Genomic DNA, 22,007 nt, shown 5'->3' on the forward strand with positions numbered 1-22,007 from the left:
ATGTTATTCTTCAATTCCGAAACCATAATCAATTCCTTTTTCAATAGCCGGAACACCCGATTTCAGCCACTTGGGCATAGGTTCATTTTTCAGGTAATGGTCGAAAAACTGTTGTAAGCGTACGGTCAGGTCTTTCCTGTTTCGTCTTTCCTTCAGGTTATGGGCTTCTTTGTTGTATTGCAGCATCCAGACAGGTTTTTGCAGGCGGCGCAATGCCATAAAATACTCAATGCCCTGATACCAAGGCACAGCGCCATCTTGGTCGTTGTGCATAATGAGTAGTGGAGTTTCCACCTTGTCGGCAAAAAATATGGGCGAGTTTTCGTGATACAGTTCAGGTGCTTCCCACATGTTTTTTCCGATGCGCGATTGCCCTTGCTCATATTGATACTGGCGGCTACGTCCCGATTCCCAACGGATGCCGTTGTAAGCACTGAACATGTTTGATACAGGAGCGCCTGAGCCCGCGCATTTAAATATGTTGGTGCGTGTTATAAGATATGCCACCTGATAGCCTCCCCAGCTTTGCCCCTGCACTCCGAGATTCTCTTTGTCTACCCAAGGGTTTTCGCATAGCTTTTCTACTCCCGAAATAACGTAGTTGTAGGCACACTGTCCCGGGTGTCCGTCGGTATAATGAATGTCGGGTACGAAAACAATATAGTCATTGCTTACATAGTATGAAATATTGATTATCGACCAGTTAGGCTGCGGCATGTAGTGGGTGTATAAATTGTCTGACGAGCGTTCGTAGAAATAAGTAAGCATCGGATATTTTTTGTTCGCATCAAAGTTTTCCGGCTTATAGAGCAAACCTTGCGCCGTTTTTCCGTCGAATGTTTTCCACTCTGTTAACTCTACGCTTCCCCATTTGTAGTTTTTAGCCTGCGGATTAATTTCGGTCAGTTTCCTTTCCGATTTCCAGTTGTTCGTTGTTGAATACAAATCGGGAGTAGTGGCAAAGTTCGATTTAATGTACAGATAACTGTCTTTATCTTTTGCTTTCTTCACCGACGAGAATGTATAGCCATCTAAAACCAGTTTTTGCAGGTTGTTTTTTGGTCCCAGCAAATAATATCCGTTTTTCTTATTCTCATTGTTGAACGCTGAAAGCAAGAGTTGTTCTTTCGAGGTAATGAACTTCGCATCAGGATTTGTTTTTATGTGGCGGAGTGTCGTTTTATTCTTACGTCCTTCGCCTTTGGTTATGTTTTGCGGTGGCGTTTTACCGCTTGGGTCTAATTTCCATATATCATATTGGTCGTACACCAGCAGGGCATTGTCGTTTTCATACCACATTCCCATACCATAGTTAAGAGGTATGGTGGGGGTGTCGTTTTCCTCATTCCAGAAATTGATGTTCAAGCCACAGGTCAGACATCGTTCTTCGTCCGTTTTTAGTTCGTATGCGTAATAATTGCGGGTGTTAAGGTCGTACCACACAAGGTAATTCCCATTATACGACAGCGAGTAGTTTCCTGTAAGCCCTTTTTTTATCAGCTTCCGTTCGCCCGACGTTAAATTATAAGACCATACGTCCTGCGTATATCTGGACGAAGTGTCCCATTGAGCTTTCAGAAGGTAGGGTAATTTAGATACACCGATGGCAAACTCTCCGTTGTTTTCTTCTGATAGATATACGTTTGGTATCGTATCGTTGGCAAGTTGCGTAAAAACTTGCGGGTTATTTAAGTCGATGTAAGCCAAGTATGATTTTTTCTTGTCGGCATCCAGTGTTTTTAGTTGTACGGGCTGAATCTCAGGTTCCTGCCAATGCCAGATGTCCAGTCCGGCTTTTTCAAAATCAGGGATTGTAGTGTCTTTCTCCAGTGGCATCGGAGCTATTCCAAACAATAGGCGTTTGCCATTTTTGCTGAACAAAGGTGTTCTGTTTTTGCTCACAATCCATTTGTCGGGCATGTTTTCGTGAGCTTTGTTGGCTACTACAAAGGCCGAATCAGCCCCATGCTTATAGTAATAGAGTTTATACTCTTTGTTTTCTTGCTTGGTGGTATCCGCAGTTGCAAGAAAAGCAAGCTGCATTCCATCTTCTGATAATGCCTGACTGATATACTCTGTTTTTCCACTCGAAATCAGATTTTTACTGTACTTTTCCAAGTTCAGAAGGAAAACCGATGGCTCGTTTACCGAATCCTTTTTTTCGGGCTTTGTAGTGACGGCAAGTGCTTTCCCGTTTTTACTGAAAGAGTAAGCCGAAACATTTTTGATAGTATCTTCGGTTGAGCTTTCAATGTTGCGGATGACAAGCGTCGATGTTTTTTCTTTAGATTTTATACTGTCGCTGAGTGTGTAAGCTACGTATGCCGAAAAATCTTTTCCTGTTTTAAAATCCTTTACCGATGGAATTTTTACCACAGACAGGTCGTCCAGTCTGATAACGGCTAAAGAGTCCTTCGGCATTTTTTCGGCAGCTTTTTTCTTTATCTTGGCTTCGCGTATATCTGCGTGAGAGGCCTTTATTTTTGCTATTACGTATTTGTTGTCGGGCACAAGCTCATAACTATATCCGCGCGGTACGGTCAATTCTTTCCGGTTGCTTAAGTTCTGAATGTAGAGATAATCATCGCCCTCCTGTTCGGCTACGACAGCAATGGCAAATTTTCCATCGTTGGTTATCGAGGTGTTTTTCAGACTTTTCCACGAATCATATACATCGTGGTTCAAAGGTGATTTTTGAGCAATAGTATTCAGAGTACAAAGCAGTAGGAGTAATGTAAGGAAAGTGTTTTTTTTAAGCATTGTGTGTTTCATGTCCGGTTTTACTAAAAGTGAAGTGCAAAAATAGTGAAAAACCTATAAATAAAGTAGAGTGAAATAAACTGAATAATCGAAAATATTTATATAAAAGCAGAACAATTAGTAAATAAAATTAGTTAACTTTACAGCGGAGTATAGATGCTCTGCTAAGTATTTATCGGGAATATTAATAAATTACCTTCAAAAAAAACGAACTACTATGTCTGATAAATTAGTAACCCTTGCTATCCGTACTTATGAACGGGCGCAAATGATAAAAGCGGTATTGGAAGAGAATGGTATTGAAACTACGATTCATAATCTGAACTTGGAACATCCAGAAATGGCTGTAGGTGTACGTGTGCGTATTAAGGAAAAAGACCTCCCCCGTGCGTTGGCAATAGTAGAAAAAATAGAGAAAGAGTGGGAGACTGAAAATGAAGGAGATAAGAAAGAGAAAAAACAAATCCTTATCCCGATTGATTTTTCGGACCAGGTAGCCAAGTCAATCGATTTTGGATTTTATTTTGCAGCCAAGCACAAGGCCGAAGTTGTATTCTTGTATGTATATTATACGCCCATGTTTACAATATCGTCGAACAACGATGTAAGTACTTACAGCATAAGCGATGGTGAGTTGCTGCGCCGCATTATAACTTCGGCAAATGCTGATGTGGAGAATATGACGAACCTGATTAAAAGAAGAATACAGGCAGGTGAGTTGCCCAAAGTACCTTTCTCTTTCGAACTGAAAGAGGGAGTGCCCGAAGACCAGATATTGGACTACTGTAAAAAGCATGAACCGACATTGGTTGTGATGGGTACGCGCGGTAAAAAGGTATCGAAAACCAACGAGCTTATAGGAAGCGTAACGGCTGAGGTAATCGACTCGTGCCCTGTTCCGGTATTTGCTTTGCCTATAGAGACTCCTTACGATTCGCCGGAAGATATAAAACGGGTGGCATTCCTTACTAAATTCGACCAAAAAGACCTGATTGCGATTGATAGTATTATCTCGCTGTTTTGCTGCGAGAAGCTCGAAATGCACTTTATCCACGTGGCCGAAAAGAATGAGAAATGGGATGAAATTATGCTTAGCGGTATAAAAACCTATTTCCACGAGCATTACCCGCAACTTAGCACTAAGTATGAAATGATTGACGGGGATTTGGATAAGGTTAAACTGCTCGACGATTATCTTACTAAGCAGAAAATAGATTTGCTGTCGTTCAATGCCCGCCGCCGCAACTTGTTTGCCCGATTGTTCAATCCCGGGCTGGCTTACAAGATGGTATTGCATACCGACACCCCGTTGTTTGTAACGCATGTGTAAACTGCTGATTGTTTTTACGAATTTATTATAGCGAAGATAGAGGTAATGATGAATTACCTCTTTTTTTTATCTTCTTTTTTTATCTTTTTTGATACTCTTGGCCAATGTGCGAATCTTTTGCATGATAAAGTCGATTTGTAATTAAGATAAGGTAATAAGGTTGTTTTAGCTTGACTTTTGAGGGTTACTAAGAGGTTGTTTAAATTTTACTCGCAAGATAAATTTTGGTGATTTTTTAGGGAAATTTNAGAGGTGAAATTTAGCTACGCTCAACTTCGTGTCACAAAAAAGGACATAATTTATCGCGAAAAAGATATATTCAAAGCTATAATGGCTCTTTGTGGAAAATTTGAACAACCTCTAAAGTTTATCAACAAAATAAGGTAAATCATAAAAACCTTATTTATAAAAAACAACCTTAGTAATAGTAACAATACTACAACAATAACCTTATTAGCTTATTTTAGTAGGTTATAGTCTGAAAACAATAAGTCTGATAATCTTGTTTTTGATACCGCTTTTTATCCTGTTTTTCAATTTTTTTTTTGAAGCCTATATATATAGAGAGAGAGTAAATATTTATTCTTTCTTATATTCTTTCTTCTTCTTTGTACGGGTGGGTGTTCGACCGCTGTGCTTATTGGTGTTCGATTGATGTTTGTAATATGTTGTTTATTAGCTTGTTGGGTGTGTCGGTTGGTGTGCGGAATCTGTTCGATATGCTGTTCGATTACTGTGTCGGTAGTGTCTTATTGTCGATTGTAATGTATTGATTATTAGTAGTATGCTGTTTGTTCTCGGTGTTCGACAGGTGTTCGATGAAAGTGAGTTGTTTATGAGCATGCTGTTTGATAAAATCAGTTTTACTTCTTCCAATAATATTTTATTATTCTGATTTTACCTTATTTATTCATTATTTATGTTCGAAAAAAGCAGTATCTTTGCACACTTTAGAATTACCAGTGATGTAAAGCAACTGTAATATAGTAAATGTAAGCGTATGAATATATCGTATAATTGGCTTAAACAGTATATTAATATAGATGTAACGCCTGAGGAGTTATCTAAAATTCTTACTTCCATCGGTTTGGAAACCGGAGGGGTAGAGGAAGTTCAGACAATTAAAGGAGGTCTCGAAGGTTTGGTGGTAGGTGAGGTGTTGACGTGTGCCGACCATGAAAATTCGGACCATTTGCACGTAACTACCGTAAATGTAGGCAGCGGCGAGCCTTTGCAGATTGTGTGTGGTGCTCCCAACGTAGCCGCAGGACAAAAAGTAATCGTAGCAACAGTAGGGACTAAGCTATATTCGGGCGACGAATCGTTTACTATCAAGCGCTCAAAGATACGTGGTGTTGAATCGTTCGGGATGATTTGTGCCGAAGATGAAATAGGTGTGGGAACAAACCACGCCGGTATTATTGTGCTGCCAAACGATGTACCTGTAGGTACTTTGGCGAAGGACTATTATAATGTAAAATCGGATTATGTGCTGGAGGTGGATATAACTCCCAACCGTGCCGATGCTATTTCGCATTATGGCGTAGCCCGCGATGTGGCTGCATATTTTTCTATCCGCGACAAGTCGGTGAAATTGAGCAAACCGTCGGTCGATTCTTTCGCCGTTCAAAATACAAACCGCGGTATTCCTGTTGCAGTAGAAAACACGAAGGATTGTCCCCGTTATTCGGCTGTTACTATTTCGGGGGTTAAAATAGCAGAATCGCCGGCATGGTTGCAGGATTGCCTGAAAACCATTGGCGTTCGCCCAATCAACAATGTGGTAGACGTTACAAACTATGTAATGTTCGAAATGGGGCAGGCGTTGCATGCCTTTGATGCCGACAAGATAAACGGGCAGGAGGTGCGTGTAAAAAACCTTCCGAGCGGTACTTCTTTCGTTACTTTGGACGGAATAGAACGCAAACTGAGTTCCGACGATTTGATGATTTGCGGAAAAGACGAGCCAATGTGTATAGGAGGTGTTTTCGGAGGGTTAAATTCGGGTATATCCGAAACCACGCAAAATGTTTTCCTCGAAAGCGCATATTTCAATCCGGTTGCCATTCGTAAAACAGCGCGCCGCCATGTGCTGAATACCGATGCTTCGTTCCGTTATGAACGTGGTTGCGACCCCGAAGCTACTATATATAATCTGAAACGTGCAGCCTTGTTGATTCAGCAAGTGGCAGGTGGAGAGATTTCGAGCAATGTAATTGATGTTTATCCGGACAGCATAAAGCCTTTCGAAGTAAAATTATCGCTTCAGAAAGTATATTCGCTTATTGGTAAGGAGATAGGGCAGGAGGTAGTTGAAACTATTCTTGCGGCGTTGGAGATGAAGGTGGTAAGCAAAACGGCTGATGAGTACTTGCTGCATGTGCCTGCTTACCGTGTAGATGTACAGCGCGATGTAGATGTTATTGAAGATATCCTGCGGATATACGGATATAATAATGTGGAGATAGGTGACGAGCTGAAATCGACTTTGAGCTATGTTTCCAAGCCGGATTCGTCCGCTTTGCAAAAATTAATATCGGAACAACTTACCGCGCAGGGATTTAATGAGATAATGAACAACTCTCTGACCAAAAGCGCTTATTATACAAACCTAAGTTCTTATCCTGAAACAAACTGTGTAAGGTTGATGAATCCGTTAAGCTCCGACCTGAATGTTATGCGTCAGACATTATTGTTTGGAGGGCTTGAGAGCGTTGTACGGAATATAAACCGTAAAAGAAGCGACCTGAAGTTTTATGAGTTTGGCAATGTATATTCATACCATAACGAAAACCGCTCGGATGCCGATGCGCTGTCGGCATATGCTGAGGGATATCATTTGGCACTTTGGCTTACAGGCAATAAGCAGGCGCAATCGTGGGCGGTAGCTGCTGCGAAAACGAGTGTTTTTGAGATGAAAGCATACGTTGAAAACGTACTTCGCCGCTTGGGTATTAATTTACGGAAAGCAGTATATGGAGATTATTCCGACGAATTGCTTAGCGAGGCTATGACTATCTATAGCCGTTCGGGCAAAAAACTGGCTGTTTTCGGGGTAGTTCATCCTAAGTTGTGTAAATATATGGACATTGATACGGAAGTATACTATGCCGATTTTGTGTGGGCTAATTTACTGTCTGAAATAAAAGGGCATAAGGTGCTGTTCAAAGAAATGTCGAAATATCCGGAAGTAAAGCGCGATTTGGCTCTGCTGCTTGATAAAAACGTACAGTTTGCACAAATTGAAAAAATAGCGTACGAAAGTGAACGTAACCTTCTGAAAGACGTTTATTTATTCGATGTATACGAAGGTAAAAATCTGGAAGCGGGTAAGAAATCGTATGCGGTGAGCTTTGTCATGCAGGACGAAAGCAAAACGCTTACCGACAAACAGATTGATATGATAATGAAGAAAATTCAGACTAATCTGGAGAATAAACTTGGTGCTAAATTAAGATAAAGAGATTTATTGTTGTCCGATAAAACTGAAACATGGTATAAAAAAGCATTTGGTTGTTTTTGTCTCTTATCTTTTTGTCAAAAATAAAAAAGCAAGCCCCTTTATTGAGAAAACAGAGTTAAAGTATGGTCTTTTTCTCTGTTTTTTTGTATTGCAAAACCATGTTTTTTTTAATACATCCAAAACTCAGTACCAATATTGTTTTGTTGTTATCTTGATGTATGTGTTTATTGTTTTGCTGTCTAAAATGAATGATGTGGGTAGCTGTTTTTACAAGTATATTTATCTGTTATTCATTTTCTTCCAGCCGGAATATGTCATCTACGCTCTTATTAAAAAATCTTCCGATTTTGAGTGCCAGTAGTGTCGAAGGGGTGTATTTCCCCGATTCTATTGCGTGAATGGTTTGCCGGCTGACGCCTACGGCTTCAGCTAATTGCTGTTGCGTCACTTTTTTTATAGCACGTTCTACTGTAAGGTTATTCTTCATGAGCTCCTGATTTTCTGAAAGAATAAAGTGCAATATTAAACTTGATTATGTACAGAATCAATATCGAGAATAAATTGATGTTCAGTACATACAAAAATGGTATGCCGTAAATAAAGATGATTTCGAGAATCAATATGGTATAGTTTACCAGTAGTGCCCACACCAAAGAGTTGGCTCTGATTTGGTTGATGTATTCGTCCTCGTCTTTCTCTTTGGAGAAAGCTATGAATATCAACGATACAATAAGGCCGATGTATGCAATTTCATCAATAATGTTGTTTCGTAATACATTCAGGCTTTCTGCTCCTCCAAATAGTTTGTCGCTCAATAATGCAAATACGGGAATTTCCAACGTTATTTTATTTTGAAATACCGCCAAAACCAGAAACGGAATAAAAAGTATCCGGCCCGCTTTCTTAAAGTTTACCGGAAAAAGATAGTTTTTCATCATATTCGTTTGAGTTTTAAAATTATCCTCAAATGTAAAGCAAACTTTACTTAAAGTAAAATAAACATTACTTAATTAGCGATTTTTAACTATTTGTTCCTATATAGGTTTTGTTGTTTTATGTATACCTTTTGTCATTTCGGTAAAAATCATTAATTCAAAATTCATTAAAAAAGAAAATGTCTATTTTTGCAGTAGACAAAAACATCAAAAAATATATCGTGTATGAAACGCCATTTTCTTTTTTTTATTTTTTTAGTAATCTCCCAAACTGTATTTTGCAATTTGTTATATGATATTACCGATGGTAGGTTCAGTGCGCGGGGAATCCCGGCTTTGCACTCGATGAGCGATGGCGAGCATTACACTGTACTGATAAATAACGAAGCTATTGTGAAGTACAACTATAAGAGCGGGGAAGTTGTAGATACTGTTTTCAACGTATCAAAGTTGGAAAATGCACCTGTGAAGAAAATATCGGGATACGAGTTTAGCCCGAACGAGGAGTTGATAATGGTGTATAATAATGTGCAATACCGTTATCGCCGTACATTCACAGCCGACTATTATATATATAATATAAAGAAGAACGAACTGAAGCAATTATCGGAATATGGACGGCAGGAGGCTCCGCTCTTTTCGCCCGATAGCCGTTATGTAGCTTTTGCAAGGGATAATAACCTGTTTTTGCGTAAGTTGGATTTTAATACAGAGATTACTGTTACGAAAGATGGTGAGTTTGGAAAGATAATTAATGGTATTCCCGATTGGGTTTATGAAGAAGAATTTGGAGTACGGCGTTATTTTGAATGGAGTCCTGACAGTAAGCTTCTGGCTTTTCTTAAATTTGACGAAACAGAAGTGCCCGAATTTTCTTTCCAACTGTATAATAAAGCACCCGATGCTGATGGAATAACATTATATCCCGATTATCTGAATTTTAAATACCCGAAAGCGGGTGAGAGCAACTCGAAGGTAAAGGTGTTTGTGTACGATGATTATAATAAAACTACCCGTGAAATTAGTGTGGGAGGGGAAGATGAAGATTTTTACGTTCCCCGCATATGCTGGACTAACTCGCCTGAGCAGTTGGCGGTGTTTAAACTTAACCGGAACCAAAATAAGCTGGATATGTACCTGGCAAACCCGAAATCGACAGTAGCAAAATTAGTATTGAGCGAAGAGGATAAGTATTATGTAGATTACGAGCTTGTAGATGATATTTATTTCTTCAAAGACAATAAATCGTTTCTGTATGTTAGCGAGAAAGACGGATATTGCCACGTGTATAAATACCGTATGAACGGTATTTTGGATAAGCAACTTACTTCGGGCGAATGGGATGTTACGCATGTGTATGGATACGATGAAAAGAGCAATGTGTTGTATTATCAATCGGCAGAAACCTCGCCTATGCAACGGAATATATATGCGCTGGACGCTAAGGGGCGTAAAACTATGCTGACTGATGGTAAAGGAACTCATAATGCTACCTTCAATGCTACTTACAGCTATTTTGTGGATAATGCGTCGTCGCTTGAAATGCCTAACAAAATAACCTTGAGAACTAATAAGGGTGCGGAGGTTCGGGTAATGAAAGAAAACTCTGCGGTAGAAAATGATTTCAAATCGCTGAATATGGCTGAAAAAGAGTTTTTTAAATTCAAAACGTCTGAGAGTGTAGAGCTGAATGGCTGGATTCTGAAGCCGAAAAACTTAGAGGCTTCAAAAGAATATCCGCTCTTGATGGTGCAATATAGTGGTCCCGGTTCGCAACAGGTAGTAGACAGGTGGGGCATAGGCTGGGAGTATTATCTGGCAGAAATGGGCTATGTGGTAGCATGTGTTGATGGCAGAGGTACAGGAGCAAGAGGGGCGGAGTTCCGCAAGTGTACTTACCAGCAGTTGGGTGTCTTGGAGACAAAAGACCAGATAGAAGCAGCTAAGTATTTGGGGGCGAAAGAATATATCGATGCGTCGCGCATTGGTATCTGGGGATGGAGCTTTGGTGGCTTTATGACGCTATCGACAATGAGTGCGGATGAGAGCGTATTTAAAGTAGGTATTTCCGTTGCTCCCGTTACCGACTGGCGACTATATAATACGGCTTATACTGAGAGGTTTATGCGCCGCCCTCAGGAAAACTTCAAGGGTTATGATGAAACTTCGCCATTGGTGAAGGCCGACAAGCTGAATGGTAAGCTGCTGATTATTCACGGCACGGCCGATGATAATGTGCATGTGCAAAATACAATGCTTTATATTCAACGCTTGGTAGAAGCCGATAAACAGTTCGAAATGCAGCTTTATACCGATAAAAACCATAGCATATTAGGAAAACAAACCCGCAGGCATCTTTATAAGCGGAAATGTGATTTTTTATTCAAAAACCTGTAGTGAAGGAGCAAAATAGAGTAAAAGAACAAGGTGGAACAAATCGGACTTTAATCTTAGTTCTTATTTATCAATTTATTTTTGTCATGTATTCAGAAGAATAACTATAAAAAATTATACAATAATGAAATTTAGTAATGTAAGATTATTAGTCAAGGATTTTGCTAAATGTTTTAAGTTTTACTCTGAGCAGCTTGGATTAGAACCTGCTTGGGGTGATGAAAACAGTGGATATGCCAGTTTTAAAGTGGCAGAGGGGATAGAAGGATTCGCACTTTTTGTATCCGACTGGATGGCTCCCTCGGTAGGTAATGCAGATAAAGAATTACCCGTGGGATTTCGGGAGAAGTCGCTTGTGTCATTCAGCGTAGATAATGTTGACCAGGCTTATGAAAATTTGAAAAAAAAGGGTGTGACATTCGTTAATGAGCCTACTGATATGCCCGGTTGGGGAATGCGCACAGTACATCTGCGCGATCCGGAAGATAATTTGATAGAGCTTTTTTCGCCATTGGCTTTGGAGCAATGTAGTGAAGAGCTAATAGAAGAAGGTAAGAAATACGAGTAATTCGTGTTCAGAAAAAATGTTTTTTTATTACGAAGGATTTACGCGATATCGAGGGTCAATTCAATGCAAAATAAGATTCGTTATGTCCAAAAAATGTTAATCTAAGGCAGGTTTACTTTGTTTTGTTTTGAACGTAAATAAAAAAGCATTATATTTGTATTAACGAACCACATTGTTCTGAGATTGGAAAACTCAACGCTAGATTTCTACCGAGGAAAGTCTGGTTTTCAATGGCGGGCTGCGCCTTCGGGTTGTCTTTACCGACACGGCAGATTACAAAGAAGATCAACACCTCAAATCCTGTTTACAGGAGTTTTCTCAACAACAGCAGTGTGGTTTTGTTTTTTTATAGAACATTCGGCGGCCTGTAATCGAATATAGTTTCTGTTTTTTTGCATTCTCCTTTCTCCTTTTTACTTTCCCCTCATATTTGTTTGGATATTAAAAAGAAATACCATATCTTTGCAGTCCGTTTATTATCCCTATATTAGGATCTGATTATTTACATTGTAATGGATTGGTTTTGTTCCGATTAGCCTCAATCAAAATCAATAGTGTGCATGTAATGAAAGGATGAATTTTAATCAAAAAAAATAATAACAAGTGGATACATTAAGTTATAAAACTATTTCTGCCAACAAGGCAACAGCACAAAAAGAATGGGTGTTGGTAGATGCAACCGATTTGGTTTTGGGACGTATGGCTTCAGAAGTAGCTAAAATTCTGCGTGGAAAGTACAAAGCAAATTTCACTCCCCATGTGGATTGTGGAGATAATGTGATTATTATCAATGCAGAGAAAGTGAAACTGACCGGAAAAAAATGGACAGACCGAGTTTATCTTCGCCACACAGGTTATCCCGGTGGTCAACGCGAGATGACTCCGGAGCAAATGATGAAGAAAAGCCCTGAAAGATTTATCAAGAAAGTGGTAAAAGGCATGTTGCCTAAAAACCGCCTGTCGGATAAAGTAATAGGCAATCTTTATGTTTTTGCAGGTGCAGAACATAATATGCAAGCTCAACAACCAAAACAAATCGAATTAACAAACTTAAATAAATAATATGGAAGTAATAAATGCTTTAGGAAGAAGAAAAGCGGCTGTTGCTCGTGTTTATGTTACCGAAGGAAGCGGAAAAATTACTATTAATAAACGTGATTTGACTAATTATTTTCCATCGCCAATATTGCAATACGTTGTTAAGCAACCATTAAACACACTTGGTGTTGTTGAAAAATATGACATTAAAGTGAACCTGAATGGTGGTGGTTTCAAAGGACAATCGGAAGCATTACGTTTAGCAGTTGCACGTGCTTTGGTAAAAATAAATCCGGAAGACAAATCGGCATTGAAAGCTGAAGGATTCATGACCCGCGATCCTCGCGAAGTGGAACGTAAAAAACCGGGACAACCAAAAGCCCGCAAAAGATTCCAATTCTCAAAACGCTAATACGATTGACCATTTTTTTATTTACCATTTACTATTTAATGTTGCTTAAACTTAATGGTAAATGGTAAATGATGAAATAGTAAATAAAATAGGGTTTAGTATCTAAATTTCCAAGATCCGGTATGGCTACTTGGAGATTGATTTAAAAAGAATGTAAACAATTTTAAAAACAAAAAATGTCAAGAACTAATTTTGAACAACTATTAGAAGCAGGTAGCCACTTTGGTCACTTGAAACGCAAATGGAATCCCGCTATGGCTCCTTATATCTTTATGGAGCGTAACGATATCCATATTATCGACTTACACAAAACAGTAGTAAAAGTAGACGAAGCTGCTGCTGCATTGAAACAGATTGCAAAATCAGGCCGTAAAATTTTGTTTGTAGCTACTAAGAAACAAGCAAAAGATGTGGTAGCAGACAAAGCACAGTCGGTTGGAATGCCATATATTACTGAGCGTTGGGCCGGTGGTATGTTGACCAACTTCCCTACTATCCGTAAGGCGGTGAAAAAGATGACTACTATCGACAAGATGAATTCTGATGGTACGTTCGATAATATATCAAAACGCGAAAAACTTCAAATCACCCGTCAACGCGAAAAACTGGAAAAGAACTTAGGAAGTATTGTTGACTTAACCCGCCTTCCTTCGGCTATCTTTGTTGTCGACGTGATGAAAGAACATATCGCAGTTCGCGAAGCACAACGTTTAGGAATCCCTGTATTTGCTATTGTAGATACAAACTCAAATCCTAATGGAATTGACTTTGTAATTCCTGCAAACGATGACGCGACAAAATCAATCGAAGTTATCTTGAATGCTGTATGCGGAGCAATCCAAGAAGGATTGGACGAGCGTAAAGTAGAAAAAGCAGATGCAGAAGCAGCAGAAGCTCCGGCATCAAAAGAAAGAAAGTCAAGAGTAACTAAAAAAGTAAAAACTAATAAAGACGAAGAAGCTGCCCCTGCTGAAACAGAGGAAGAGGGAGCTGAAGACGCAGAATAATGTCTTTCGACTGAGTTCAAGATTTATTGTAAAATAAAAACTACGAGTTGCGAGTTATTGGACATTGGTCTTGAAATAGCTGGTAACTCGTTTTTTTAATAATGAAATATTAACAACAAATATACTACAACTATGGCAGTACAAATAACAATGGCTGAAATTTCGAAATTGCGTGCAATGACAGGCGCAGGTATGATGGATTGCAAAAATGCTTTGACAGAAGCAGAAGGCGATTTCGATAAAGCAATTGAAATCATACGTAAAAAAGGACAGGCTGTAGCTGCAAAACGTAGCGACCGTGAAGCATCAGAAGGTTGTGTTCTTGCAGCAGCCAATGGAGCTTATGCAGCAGTTTTGGCATTGAAGTGCGAAACAGACTTCGTTGCAAAAAATGCAGACTTTATAGCACTTACCCAATCTATTTTAGATAAAGCAATGGCCGAAAAACCGGCTAATCTGGATGCGTTGAAAGCATTGGTTGTTGACGGACGTTCTATCGCTGAATTGGTGGTTGACCGCTCGGGTGTTACAGGTGAGAAAATGGAACTTGACTACTTCGAGTTTGTTGAAGGAGGTTCTACAGTAGCATATATTCATCCGGGAAACAAATTGGCAACTATCGTTGCTTTTGCCGAAGCAGGCGTTGATAACCAAGTAATGCGTGATGTAGCTATGCAGGTAGCTGCAATGAATCCGGTTTCGTTGGACCGTACTTCAGTTCCTGAAAAAGTTATCAATACAGAGCTTGAAATTGGCCGTGAAAAAGCGCGCGAAGAAGGAAAACCGGAAAACATGCTTGACAAAATTGCTCAAGGCCGTTTAAATAAATTTTTCCAAGAATCTACATTGTTGGAACAAGCATTTATCAAAGATGGTAAAATGAGTGTGGCTGATTATCTGAAAGCTAATAAAGCTACAGCTACTTCATTCAAACGTGTTACTCTGAATCAAGAATAATATCTGAATTAAATATCTGAAGAAAGCCGCTTCTGCAACGAAGTGGCTTTCTTTTTTTGTAGAGTTATGGTTTTTCTTCTGATACGGCGATTTGTAGGGGCAACCTTACAGAAAAAATGATTATTTTTGCAAGCATCAAGTAATAACAGATTAAAAAAAGAAATATATTCAATGGAAAAAATAAGAGTCCGCTTTGCTCCAAGTCCTACAGGGGCACTTCATATTGGTGGGGTGAGAACTGCTTTGTATAACTACCTGTTTGCAAAACAGCATGGAGGCGATATGCTGTTGCGTATAGAGGATACAGACTCTAACCGTTTTGTGCCCGGTGCCGAGGATTATATTATTGAGTCGCTGAACTGGCTGGGTATAAAGATAGACGAGGGAGTAGGAGTAGGGGGCGACTGTGCACCTTACCGCCAAAGCGAACGTAAACACATATATCGTCAGTATGTCGACCAGCTATTGGATGCGGGGTTGGCTTATATTGCATTTGACACTCCGGAAGAACTGGAGCAGAAAAGAACGGAAATACAGAATTTTCAGTACGACGCTAAAACCCGGATGCAGATGACCAACTCGCTCACTTTGTCGGCCGAGGAGGTAAATATGCGTATCGAAAGAGGTGATGTGTATGTAGTCCGCATCAAGATAGAACCCGATGAAGATGTAACGGTGGATGACTTGATTCGTGGTGAGGTGATTATTAACTCGTCTGTGTTAGATGATAAAGTGCTATATAAATCGGCTGACAGCTTGCCTACCTACCACTTGGCAAACGTGGTGGACGATTATTTAATGAAAATATCGCATGTAATCCGTGGCGAGGAATGGTTGCCTTCTGCGCCTTTGCATGTGCTGCTATATCGTAGTCTGGGCTGGGAAAAGGAAATGCCTCGTTTTGCCCATTTACCACTGTTGCTGAAGCCCGATGGCAACGGGAAGTTAAGCAAGCGTGATGGCGACAGGCTCGGTTTCCCTATTTTTCCTCTGAATTGGAAAGACCCTAAGAGTGGCGAAACTTCGTCGGGTTATCGTGAGGCAGGTTATTTCCCTGAGGCTGTTGTAAACTTTTTAGCTCTGCTGGGTTGGAATCCGGGTACTGAACAGGAAATTTTCTCCATGCAGGAGTTGATTGATGCTTTTTCACTCGACAGGGTTAGCAAGAGTGGCGCCAAGTTTGATTACGAAAAGGGCAAATGGTTTAACCATAAATACCTGCAGATGAAACCAAATGAGGAAATAGCATCACTTTTTGCCGAGACTTTGAAAGAAAAAGGCTTGGATGCTGATATGCCAACTTTGATAAAAATCGTTTCTCTTGTTAAGGAACGTGTGAACTTTGTAAATGAACTGTGGGAGCAAAGTTATTTCTTTTTCGAAGCACCTGCATCGTACGACGAAAAAACCGTTCAGAAACGTTGGAAAGAAAATACTCCTGCTCAGATGGATGAACTAATTGGCGTATTGGAGGGTATTGATGATTTCTCGGCTGAGAATACCGAAAATGTGGTAAAAGCATGGATTGAGTCTAAGCAGTATAACCTTGGGGGTATAATGAATGCTTTCCGCTTATCGGTGGTTGGTGCTCCTAAAGGGCCGCATATGTTTGATATTACAGCCATTCTGGGCAAAGCGGAAACAATCAGCAGACTTAAAAAAGCAATAGCAACGATAAAGCAATAAACTGTAGAAACATGAAAAAGCTATTTATCATTAACACATTATTTATATTAGCATTTGTAATTATGTCGGAATCGTGTAGTACAAAAAAAGAAGTATTGGAGCCTAAGGTCCGTTTAGAAACGTCTTATGGCGATATTGTAATAAAACTGTATCCGGAAACCCCGTTGCATCGTGATAATTTTATGAAACTGGTGGACGATGGTTTCTACGATGGGGTATTGTTTCACCGTGTGATTGCTGAGTTTATGATTCAGACAGGCGACCCGGATTCGAAAAAGGCAAAGCCCGGACAATCACTCGGCACAGGCGATGTAGGTTATACTATTCCGGCCGAATTTGTTTATCCTAAGTACTACCATAAAAAAGGTGCTTTGGCAGCAGCCCGTCAGGGCGACCAGGTTAATCCGAAAAAGGCTTCGTCAGGATGTCAGTTTTATATTGTAGAAGGCAGGAAGTTTTCAGATGCAGAGCTCGATATGATGGAAAAGAACATGATGCGCCGTGCGGAATCAAACTTATTCAACCAGAAAGTACAGGAAAAACAGGAAGAAGTAAAACGCTACCGTATAGAAAAAAGCCAGGAAAAACTGGATGCCCTGCGCGATTCTATTTTAGTTGAAGTGCATAAAGAGATGGCTGATAGTACGGCTTATAAGTACACGGAACAGCAACGGGCTGATTATACTACTATTGGAGGTACTCCTCATCTGGATGGTGAATATACCGTTTTTGGTGAGGTTATTGAAGGGTTGGATATAGTGGATAAAATATCGAAGGTTAAAACCGGAAGCATGGACAGGCCTGCGGAGGATATAAAGATATTAAAAGCTAAACGGGTAAAATAAATATCTGTGTAAGCATAATAAAAAACAAGCCGGCTTTATCATTGTGGTAAAGCCGGCTTGTTTGTTTTGTCTGTAGGCGAAGTTCAGATTATTTTTTCAAGTTCTTCAATGTTCTTGCAGATTTCCTCTTCGGGAAGTTCGTAATTTTGCAAATCTCCCGCAAGATATTGGTCGTAAGCAGCCATGTCAATCAAACCGTGTCCTGACAGGTTGAAAAGAATAGTTTTTTGTTTTCCTTCTTCTTTTGCTTTCAGTGCTTCGTTGATGGCAGCCGCAATTGCGTGCGACGATTCCGGAGCTGGTACAATGCCTTCTGTTTGAGCAAACAATACGCCTGCTTTGAACGATTCCAGTTGCTTAATATCCACCGCTTCCATATATCCGTCTTTCATAAGCTGGCTCACAATAGTACCGGCACCGTGGTAACGCAATCCGCCTGCGTGAATATGGGCAGGAGCAAAGTTATGACCCAGTGTGTACATAGGTAGCAGAGGAGTATAACCCGCCTCGTCGCCAAAGTCGTATTGGAAAACACCGCGTGTCAGTTTAGGACACGATGCCGGCTCTGCTGCAATAAAGCGTGTTTTCTTTCCATTCAGAATGTTGTGGCGCATAAATGGGAATGATATTCCGCCGAAGTTTGAGCCTCCGCCAAAGCAGCCGATAACAACATCAGGATACTCGCCGGCCATTTCCATTTGTTTTTCAGCTTCTAACCCGATAATTGACTGGTGCAAAGCCACATGGTTCAACACGCTTCCAAGTGTGTATTTGCAATTTGGAACAGTTTGCGCAAGCTCGATGGCTTCAGAAATAGCCGTTCCAAGGCTTCCCTGATAATTAGGATTTTCGGTCAATATCTTCCGTCCGGCTTTTGTCGACATACTTGGCGAAGCTATTACCTGTGCTCCCCATGTTCGCATCAGCGAGCGGCGATAGGGTTTTTGCTCGTAGCTTACTTTTACCATATACACAGCCAGTTCCAACCCGAAAGCCTTTGCTGCAAACGATAATGCAGTTCCCCATTGTCCTGCTCCTGTTTCGGTTGTGATATTGGTTAAGCCCTCTTTTTTGCAATAATAAGCCTGTGCCAAAGCCGAATTTAATTTGTGCGAACCTACCGGGCTTACGCTCTCATTCTTGAAATATATATGTGCCGGAGTATCCAATGCTTTTTCCAGTTCGTAAGCGCGTACAAGGGGTGTAGAACGGTAAATTTTATACATTTCCCTCACTTCTTCGGGTATGTCAATCCATGCATCGGTCATGTTCAGCTCTTGTTTCGACACTTCTTCTGCAAAAATCGGATACAGGTCTTCCGGCTTTAGCGGTTGTTTAGTTCCGGGGTGGAGGATAGGCATCGGTTTGTTTACCATATCGGCCATGATGTTATACCATTGTCTTGGTATTTCATTCTCGCTCAGAAAAAATCTTTTTGTTCTTTCCATAATCTTTCTTGAGATTTTTATATGTTTTATTACTTTATTTTATTCGTTGTTTACCGAAAAAGAAGCGACCTGTCGTTTTCGGTAAACAACAGGTCGCTTTTATATTCTTGTTTATATAATACACATAGCGGACTAAACCTCATTGCTTACCACAACCAGATTTTGCCAACGCCAAGAAAATGTATTATTCAAAAGATTCATTGTTTTTCTTCGTTATATTTTTCCGGTACAAATGTAGAAACATTTTTTGAAAAACGAATTATTTTTTCAATTTTTTTACAGGAATGTAAGTAAACTGCTGAATACGAGCTTTGTTAAACTGTTGTCTTATCTATCAGTGTATTGCTTATCGTAATAATGCTGGTACTCTCCATTAATTATATTATCAAGCCATTCCTGATTTTCGAGATACCAGTCGACGGTTTTTTCCAGTCCTTCTTCAAATTGTAAAGACGGTTTCCAGCCCAGTTCTTCCTGCAATTTGGTGGAATCGATAGCATAGCGCAAATCGTGTCCGGCGCGGTCTTTTACAAATGTGATAAGTTTAGCGGATTCTCCCGCCTCGCGTCCTAATTTCCTGTCCATAATCTCACATAGCTTATGTATCAAGTCAATATTAGTCCATTCGTTGTTTCCGCCTATATTGTAAGTCTCACCCACAACCCCGTTGTGAAAAATAGTATCAATAGCCCGCGCATGGTCGTTTACCCACAGCCAGTCGCGTACATTTTCACCTTTTCCATAAATTGGAATGGGCTTTTTGTTCTTTATATTGTTGATTGATAACGGAATGAGTTTTTCAGGAAAATGGTTTGCCCCATAATTGTTCGAGCAGTTCGACACTACCACAGGTAGTCCGTAAGTATGGTAATAAGCACGGACGAAATGGTCGGAACTGGCTTTTGCGGCGGAATAAGGGCTTCTGGGGTCGTACGGTGTTTCCTCAGTAAAGAATCCTTCTTTTCCAAGCGAGCCATATACCTCGTCGGTCGAAATATGATAAAAACGCTTTCCTTCCATATTCCCTTTCCATGCTTCCTTAGCTGCATTAAGCAGGTTGGCCGTACCAAATACATTGGTGCGTATGAAGGCAAATGGGTCGGTGATTGAACGGTCGACATGCGACTCGGCAGCCAGATGCACTACACCATAGAAATTATATTTTGAGAACAGCTCAGGAATGAATTTTTCGTCGGTAATGTCACCCTTTACAAAAGTGTAATTAGGAGAATCTGCAACGTCTTTCAGATTTTCCAGATTTCCGGCATAGGTTAAAGCGTCTAAGTTGACGATTTGATAGTCAGGATATTTGGTAACAAACAGACGTACTACGTGCGACCCTATAAATCCGGCTCCTCCGGTTATTAAAATAGTTTTTTTCATATTTCGTTTTGTGTAGATAAATTCAATTATATACTAATCAAAGTTAGTGTTTACAAATATAATAGCTTCTGGTGAAAGTAATGGTATTTTTTCGGTTTAAAATTAGCTTTTTTGAATATAACAGGCTACAATTTGTAATGTATGCTTAAATTCAGTCCTAAAGAAAAGAGCCGTGCTTCTATATCAAAGTTATTTAGCGGAGCAAGAGCGTGTTTGTATTCCAATTGTGCCTCTAAAGCCAATCGTTCATCAATATTATAGCTTGCACCTAAACTGATTGTACCTGAAAAATTCAATTTGTTGTATTGTAAGTTTTCGTTGGGGGCAAGAATAATACTTATAGAATTATCATGTATTGTGCCTGGAGTTGGTGGAGATGGAGTCTGGATTTCTCGTATTGTATAATCAATATATTGCGTTGTAATGTCCTTATTATTTAAATAGATTTTCCGGAATAAATATGGGTTAAAAATAACCCCTCCGGATGCGAAAAAACGGATTTTGGATAATCCTAAAAAATAATATTTTATTTTCAGAGGAATATCGAGATAATAATAATTAAAACTATAGTTTTGTTTGTTTGAATATTGAGAACCTTCCCTTGACGTAAAATTTTTATTATACCCCTTGTTCGATAACAATACTCCTGTTTCCAGCGAGAGGTAATTGGTAAAATTGTACTCAGCATTAAATCCTGCAGTAGCTCCAAATTTGGGCTTTTCATTCCCGCTAAGTATGTTTAATACTTCGTCGTTGAGCAAATCGGATTTAACTGTCCGGTACGAAAATTCCGGTGCAAAGGAGAATCCAATAGATAGATTTCTTAGCTTTGCCGGTGACAAATCGTATTGAGCAAAGCATAATATAGGGAAAATAAGGAGAGAGACTAATAATATCTTTTTCATTTTGTTAGTTTATTTAAAACCTGTAATATACACACATATCCAGTCCGAGTGAGTAAAGATGCCTTTTCAGCGCAAGGTCGTTGAGTGGCAAAATAGCGTGTTTATAACCCGCACTTGCTTCCAGCATTATATTCTGGATGATGTTGTAACTTAAACCAAGATTAACCATTCCGGATAAATTTACCTTGTTGAATTTTACGCTTCCATCGGGGTAGTATGTGTTTGTCATATCTTCTCCCGCCACAGTTAGTTTTTTTAATAAAAAGAAGTTTATTGATAAGCCTCCTGATACAAAACAACGGAATTGAGGAAGCTCCCAAAAATAGAATTTGGCTTTCAAAGGGACATCCAGATAATAAAGATTAAAATTTATGTCGCTTTGTTCACCTACTTCATTGGCATTATTTCTCAGCAGGATAGCATCTTTATAGCCTTTGTTGGAAAACAACAGTCCTGTTTCAAATGCGAGGTATTTATTAAAATCATGATTGATACTTAATCCTGTAGTAAATCCGAATTTAGCTTTTTCGCTTTTGCTTAGCTCTTTTTGTACGTCCCCTGCTATGCTTTCGGACTTTACGGTACGGAATGTACGCTCAGGCGAAAATAAAAATCCGATTGAAGTGCTCCCTGTTTTAATAGATAATGAATCGCTTTGGGCAAAACAAAACACAGGAACGGTAATCAGGATAAATAATATGATTTTTTTCATTTTCAAAATTAGTTTATATCTTTTTGCCACATAGCTTCAGTTAGTTTACACATAGGAGCACATGGCTTTTTGTATTTAGCGTTTAGCATTCTGTACTGCGGCTTGAAAGTCAGCTTTACGAGTTTATTCTTTGGTTTCCTTTCTTATTGGGCGAAAAATCTTTC

General features: G+C 39.7%; 17 protein-coding genes. 10 read left to right on the forward strand and 7 right to left on the reverse strand.

Annotation, left to right across the window (positions count from 1 at the left end; genetic code table 11):
* Window positions 1–3: 3 nt before the first annotated feature.
* Window positions 4–2,760 (reverse strand): S9 family peptidase, encoded by a 2,757-nt coding sequence (locus D0T49_RS02565; RefSeq protein WP_163629026.1) that lies wholly within the window; start codon window positions 2,758–2,760, stop codon window positions 4–6.
* Between the two features lie 217 nt (window positions 2,761–2,977).
* Here D0T49_RS02565 and D0T49_RS02570 point away from each other — a divergent pair, with 217 nt between their 5' ends.
* Both D0T49_RS02570 and pheT read left to right on the forward strand, forming a co-directional pair.
* The gene (locus D0T49_RS02570) at window positions 2,978–4,090 is read left to right on the forward strand and encodes a universal stress protein (RefSeq protein WP_163629027.1); all 1,113 of its coding nucleotides are present in this window, start codon (window positions 2,978–2,980) and stop codon (window positions 4,088–4,090) included.
* A 1,000-nt stretch (window positions 4,091–5,090) separates the two neighbouring features.
* Window positions 5,091–7,550, forward strand: a complete 2,460-nt coding sequence (pheT, locus tag D0T49_RS02575; protein WP_163629028.1) for a phenylalanine--tRNA ligase subunit beta — start codon at window positions 5,091–5,093, stop codon at window positions 7,548–7,550.
* Window positions 7,551–7,839: 289 nt separating this feature from the next.
* On the opposite strand, the gene D0T49_RS02580 is transcribed toward pheT, so the two are convergent.
* Together D0T49_RS02580 and D0T49_RS02585 are read right to left on the reverse strand one after the other, a co-directional pair.
* Window positions 7,840–8,040 (reverse strand): helix-turn-helix transcriptional regulator, encoded by a 201-nt coding sequence (locus D0T49_RS02580; protein WP_163629029.1) that lies wholly within the window; start codon window positions 8,038–8,040, stop codon window positions 7,840–7,842.
* Complete coding sequence (locus tag D0T49_RS02585) at window positions 8,030–8,491, reverse strand: hypothetical protein (RefSeq protein WP_163629030.1); 462 nt, start codon at window positions 8,489–8,491, stop codon at window positions 8,030–8,032. Before D0T49_RS02585 ends, D0T49_RS02580 begins: the two co-directional genes overlap by 11 nt.
* Before the next feature lie 222 nt (window positions 8,492–8,713).
* On the opposite strand from D0T49_RS02585, the gene D0T49_RS02590 reads away from it, so the two are divergent.
* From D0T49_RS02590 to D0T49_RS02625, 8 genes are all read left to right on the forward strand, one after another.
* Window positions 8,714–10,885 carry a S9 family peptidase gene (locus D0T49_RS02590; protein ID WP_163629031.1) on the forward strand — a complete coding sequence of 724 codons (2,172 nt, stop codon included), beginning with the start codon at window positions 8,714–8,716 and terminating at the stop codon, window positions 10,883–10,885.
* 121 nt (window positions 10,886–11,006) lie between these two features.
* Window positions 11,007–11,450: a VOC family protein gene (locus D0T49_RS02595; protein ID WP_163629032.1), complete on the forward strand. Its 444-nt coding sequence runs from the start codon at window positions 11,007–11,009 to the stop codon at window positions 11,448–11,450.
* Between the two features lie 603 nt (window positions 11,451–12,053).
* Window positions 12,054–12,512: a 50S ribosomal protein L13 gene (gene rplM / locus D0T49_RS02600; RefSeq protein ID WP_163629033.1), complete on the forward strand. Its 459-nt coding sequence runs from the start codon at window positions 12,054–12,056 to the stop codon at window positions 12,510–12,512.
* 1 nt (window position 12,513) lies between these two features.
* Window positions 12,514–12,900 carry a 30S ribosomal protein S9 gene (rpsI, locus tag D0T49_RS02605; protein ID WP_163629034.1) on the forward strand — a complete coding sequence of 129 codons (387 nt, stop codon included), beginning with the start codon at window positions 12,514–12,516 and terminating at the stop codon, window positions 12,898–12,900.
* Window positions 12,901–13,076: 176 nt separating this feature from the next.
* Window positions 13,077–13,907, forward strand: coding sequence for a 30S ribosomal protein S2 (rpsB, locus tag D0T49_RS02610; protein ID WP_163629035.1), 831 nt, complete (start codon window positions 13,077–13,079; stop codon window positions 13,905–13,907).
* Between the two features lie 132 nt (window positions 13,908–14,039).
* Window positions 14,040–14,864 carry a translation elongation factor Ts gene (gene tsf / locus D0T49_RS02615; protein ID WP_163629036.1) on the forward strand — a complete coding sequence of 275 codons (825 nt, stop codon included), beginning with the start codon at window positions 14,040–14,042 and terminating at the stop codon, window positions 14,862–14,864.
* 171 nt (window positions 14,865–15,035) lie between these two features.
* Complete coding sequence (gene gltX, locus D0T49_RS02620) at window positions 15,036–16,550, forward strand: glutamate--tRNA ligase (protein WP_163629037.1); 1,515 nt, start codon at window positions 15,036–15,038, stop codon at window positions 16,548–16,550.
* An 11-nt stretch (window positions 16,551–16,561) separates the two neighbouring features.
* A complete protein-coding gene (locus D0T49_RS02625; RefSeq protein ID WP_163629038.1) occupies window positions 16,562–17,395 on the forward strand; it encodes a peptidylprolyl isomerase in 834 nt (277 codons plus the stop codon).
* 83 nt (window positions 17,396–17,478) lie between these two features.
* On the opposite strand, the gene D0T49_RS02630 is transcribed toward D0T49_RS02625, so the two are convergent.
* The 4 genes from D0T49_RS02630 to D0T49_RS02645 all read right to left on the reverse strand — a co-directional run bounded on the left by D0T49_RS02630 (window position 17,479) and on the right by D0T49_RS02645 (window position 21,843).
* Window positions 17,479–18,846 carry a TrpB-like pyridoxal phosphate-dependent enzyme gene (locus D0T49_RS02630; protein ID WP_370519576.1) on the reverse strand — a complete coding sequence of 456 codons (1,368 nt, stop codon included), beginning with the start codon at window positions 18,844–18,846 and terminating at the stop codon, window positions 17,479–17,481.
* 324 nt (window positions 18,847–19,170) lie between these two features.
* Window positions 19,171–20,226 (reverse strand): dTDP-glucose 4,6-dehydratase, encoded by a 1,056-nt coding sequence (gene rfbB, locus D0T49_RS02635; protein ID WP_163629040.1) that lies wholly within the window; start codon window positions 20,224–20,226, stop codon window positions 19,171–19,173.
* A 125-nt stretch (window positions 20,227–20,351) separates the two neighbouring features.
* Window positions 20,352–21,131: a porin family protein gene (locus D0T49_RS02640; RefSeq protein ID WP_163629041.1), complete on the reverse strand. Its 780-nt coding sequence runs from the start codon at window positions 21,129–21,131 to the stop codon at window positions 20,352–20,354.
* Window positions 21,132–21,144: 13 nt separating this feature from the next.
* Complete coding sequence (locus D0T49_RS02645) at window positions 21,145–21,843, reverse strand: porin family protein (RefSeq protein ID WP_163629042.1); 699 nt, start codon at window positions 21,841–21,843, stop codon at window positions 21,145–21,147.
* Window positions 21,844–22,007: the final 164 nt, after the last annotated feature.

This window comes from Paludibacter sp. 221 (genome assembly GCF_010501035.1).
Taxonomy (GTDB): domain Bacteria; phylum Bacteroidota; class Bacteroidia; order Bacteroidales; family Paludibacteraceae; genus QVMH01.

What these genes read in the sequence shown, in the direction of transcription:
- D0T49_RS02565 (WP_163629026.1), bottom strand. Translation starts at nt 2,760, where the DNA reads ATGCTTAAAAAAAACACTTTCCTTACATTACTCCTACTGCTTTGTACT.
- D0T49_RS02570 (WP_163629027.1), top strand. Translation starts at nt 2,978, where the DNA reads ATGTCTGATAAATTAGTAACCCTTGCTATCCGTACTTATGAACGGGCG.
- pheT (WP_163629028.1), top strand. Translation starts at nt 5,091, where the DNA reads ATGAATATATCGTATAATTGGCTTAAACAGTATATTAATATAGATGTA.
- D0T49_RS02580 (WP_163629029.1), bottom strand. Translation starts at nt 8,040, where the DNA reads ATGAAGAATAACCTTACAGTAGAACGTGCTATAAAAAAAGTGACGCAA.
- D0T49_RS02585 (WP_163629030.1), bottom strand. Translation starts at nt 8,491, where the DNA reads ATGATGAAAAACTATCTTTTTCCGGTAAACTTTAAGAAAGCGGGCCGG.
- D0T49_RS02590 (WP_163629031.1), top strand. Translation starts at nt 8,714, where the DNA reads ATGAAACGCCATTTTCTTTTTTTTATTTTTTTAGTAATCTCCCAAACT.
- D0T49_RS02595 (WP_163629032.1), top strand. Translation starts at nt 11,007, where the DNA reads ATGAAATTTAGTAATGTAAGATTATTAGTCAAGGATTTTGCTAAATGT.
- rpsI (WP_163629034.1), top strand. Translation starts at nt 12,514, where the DNA reads ATGGAAGTAATAAATGCTTTAGGAAGAAGAAAAGCGGCTGTTGCTCGT.
- rpsB (WP_163629035.1), top strand. Translation starts at nt 13,077, where the DNA reads ATGTCAAGAACTAATTTTGAACAACTATTAGAAGCAGGTAGCCACTTT.
- tsf (WP_163629036.1), top strand. Translation starts at nt 14,040, where the DNA reads ATGGCAGTACAAATAACAATGGCTGAAATTTCGAAATTGCGTGCAATG.
- gltX (WP_163629037.1), top strand. Translation starts at nt 15,036, where the DNA reads ATGGAAAAAATAAGAGTCCGCTTTGCTCCAAGTCCTACAGGGGCACTT.
- D0T49_RS02625 (WP_163629038.1), top strand. Translation starts at nt 16,562, where the DNA reads ATGAAAAAGCTATTTATCATTAACACATTATTTATATTAGCATTTGTA.
- rfbB (WP_163629040.1), bottom strand. Translation starts at nt 20,226, where the DNA reads ATGAAAAAAACTATTTTAATAACCGGAGGAGCCGGATTTATAGGGTCG.
- D0T49_RS02640 (WP_163629041.1), bottom strand. Translation starts at nt 21,131, where the DNA reads ATGAAAAAGATATTATTAGTCTCTCTCCTTATTTTCCCTATATTATGC.
- D0T49_RS02645 (WP_163629042.1), bottom strand. Translation starts at nt 21,843, where the DNA reads ATGAAAAAAATCATATTATTTATCCTGATTACCGTTCCTGTGTTTTGT.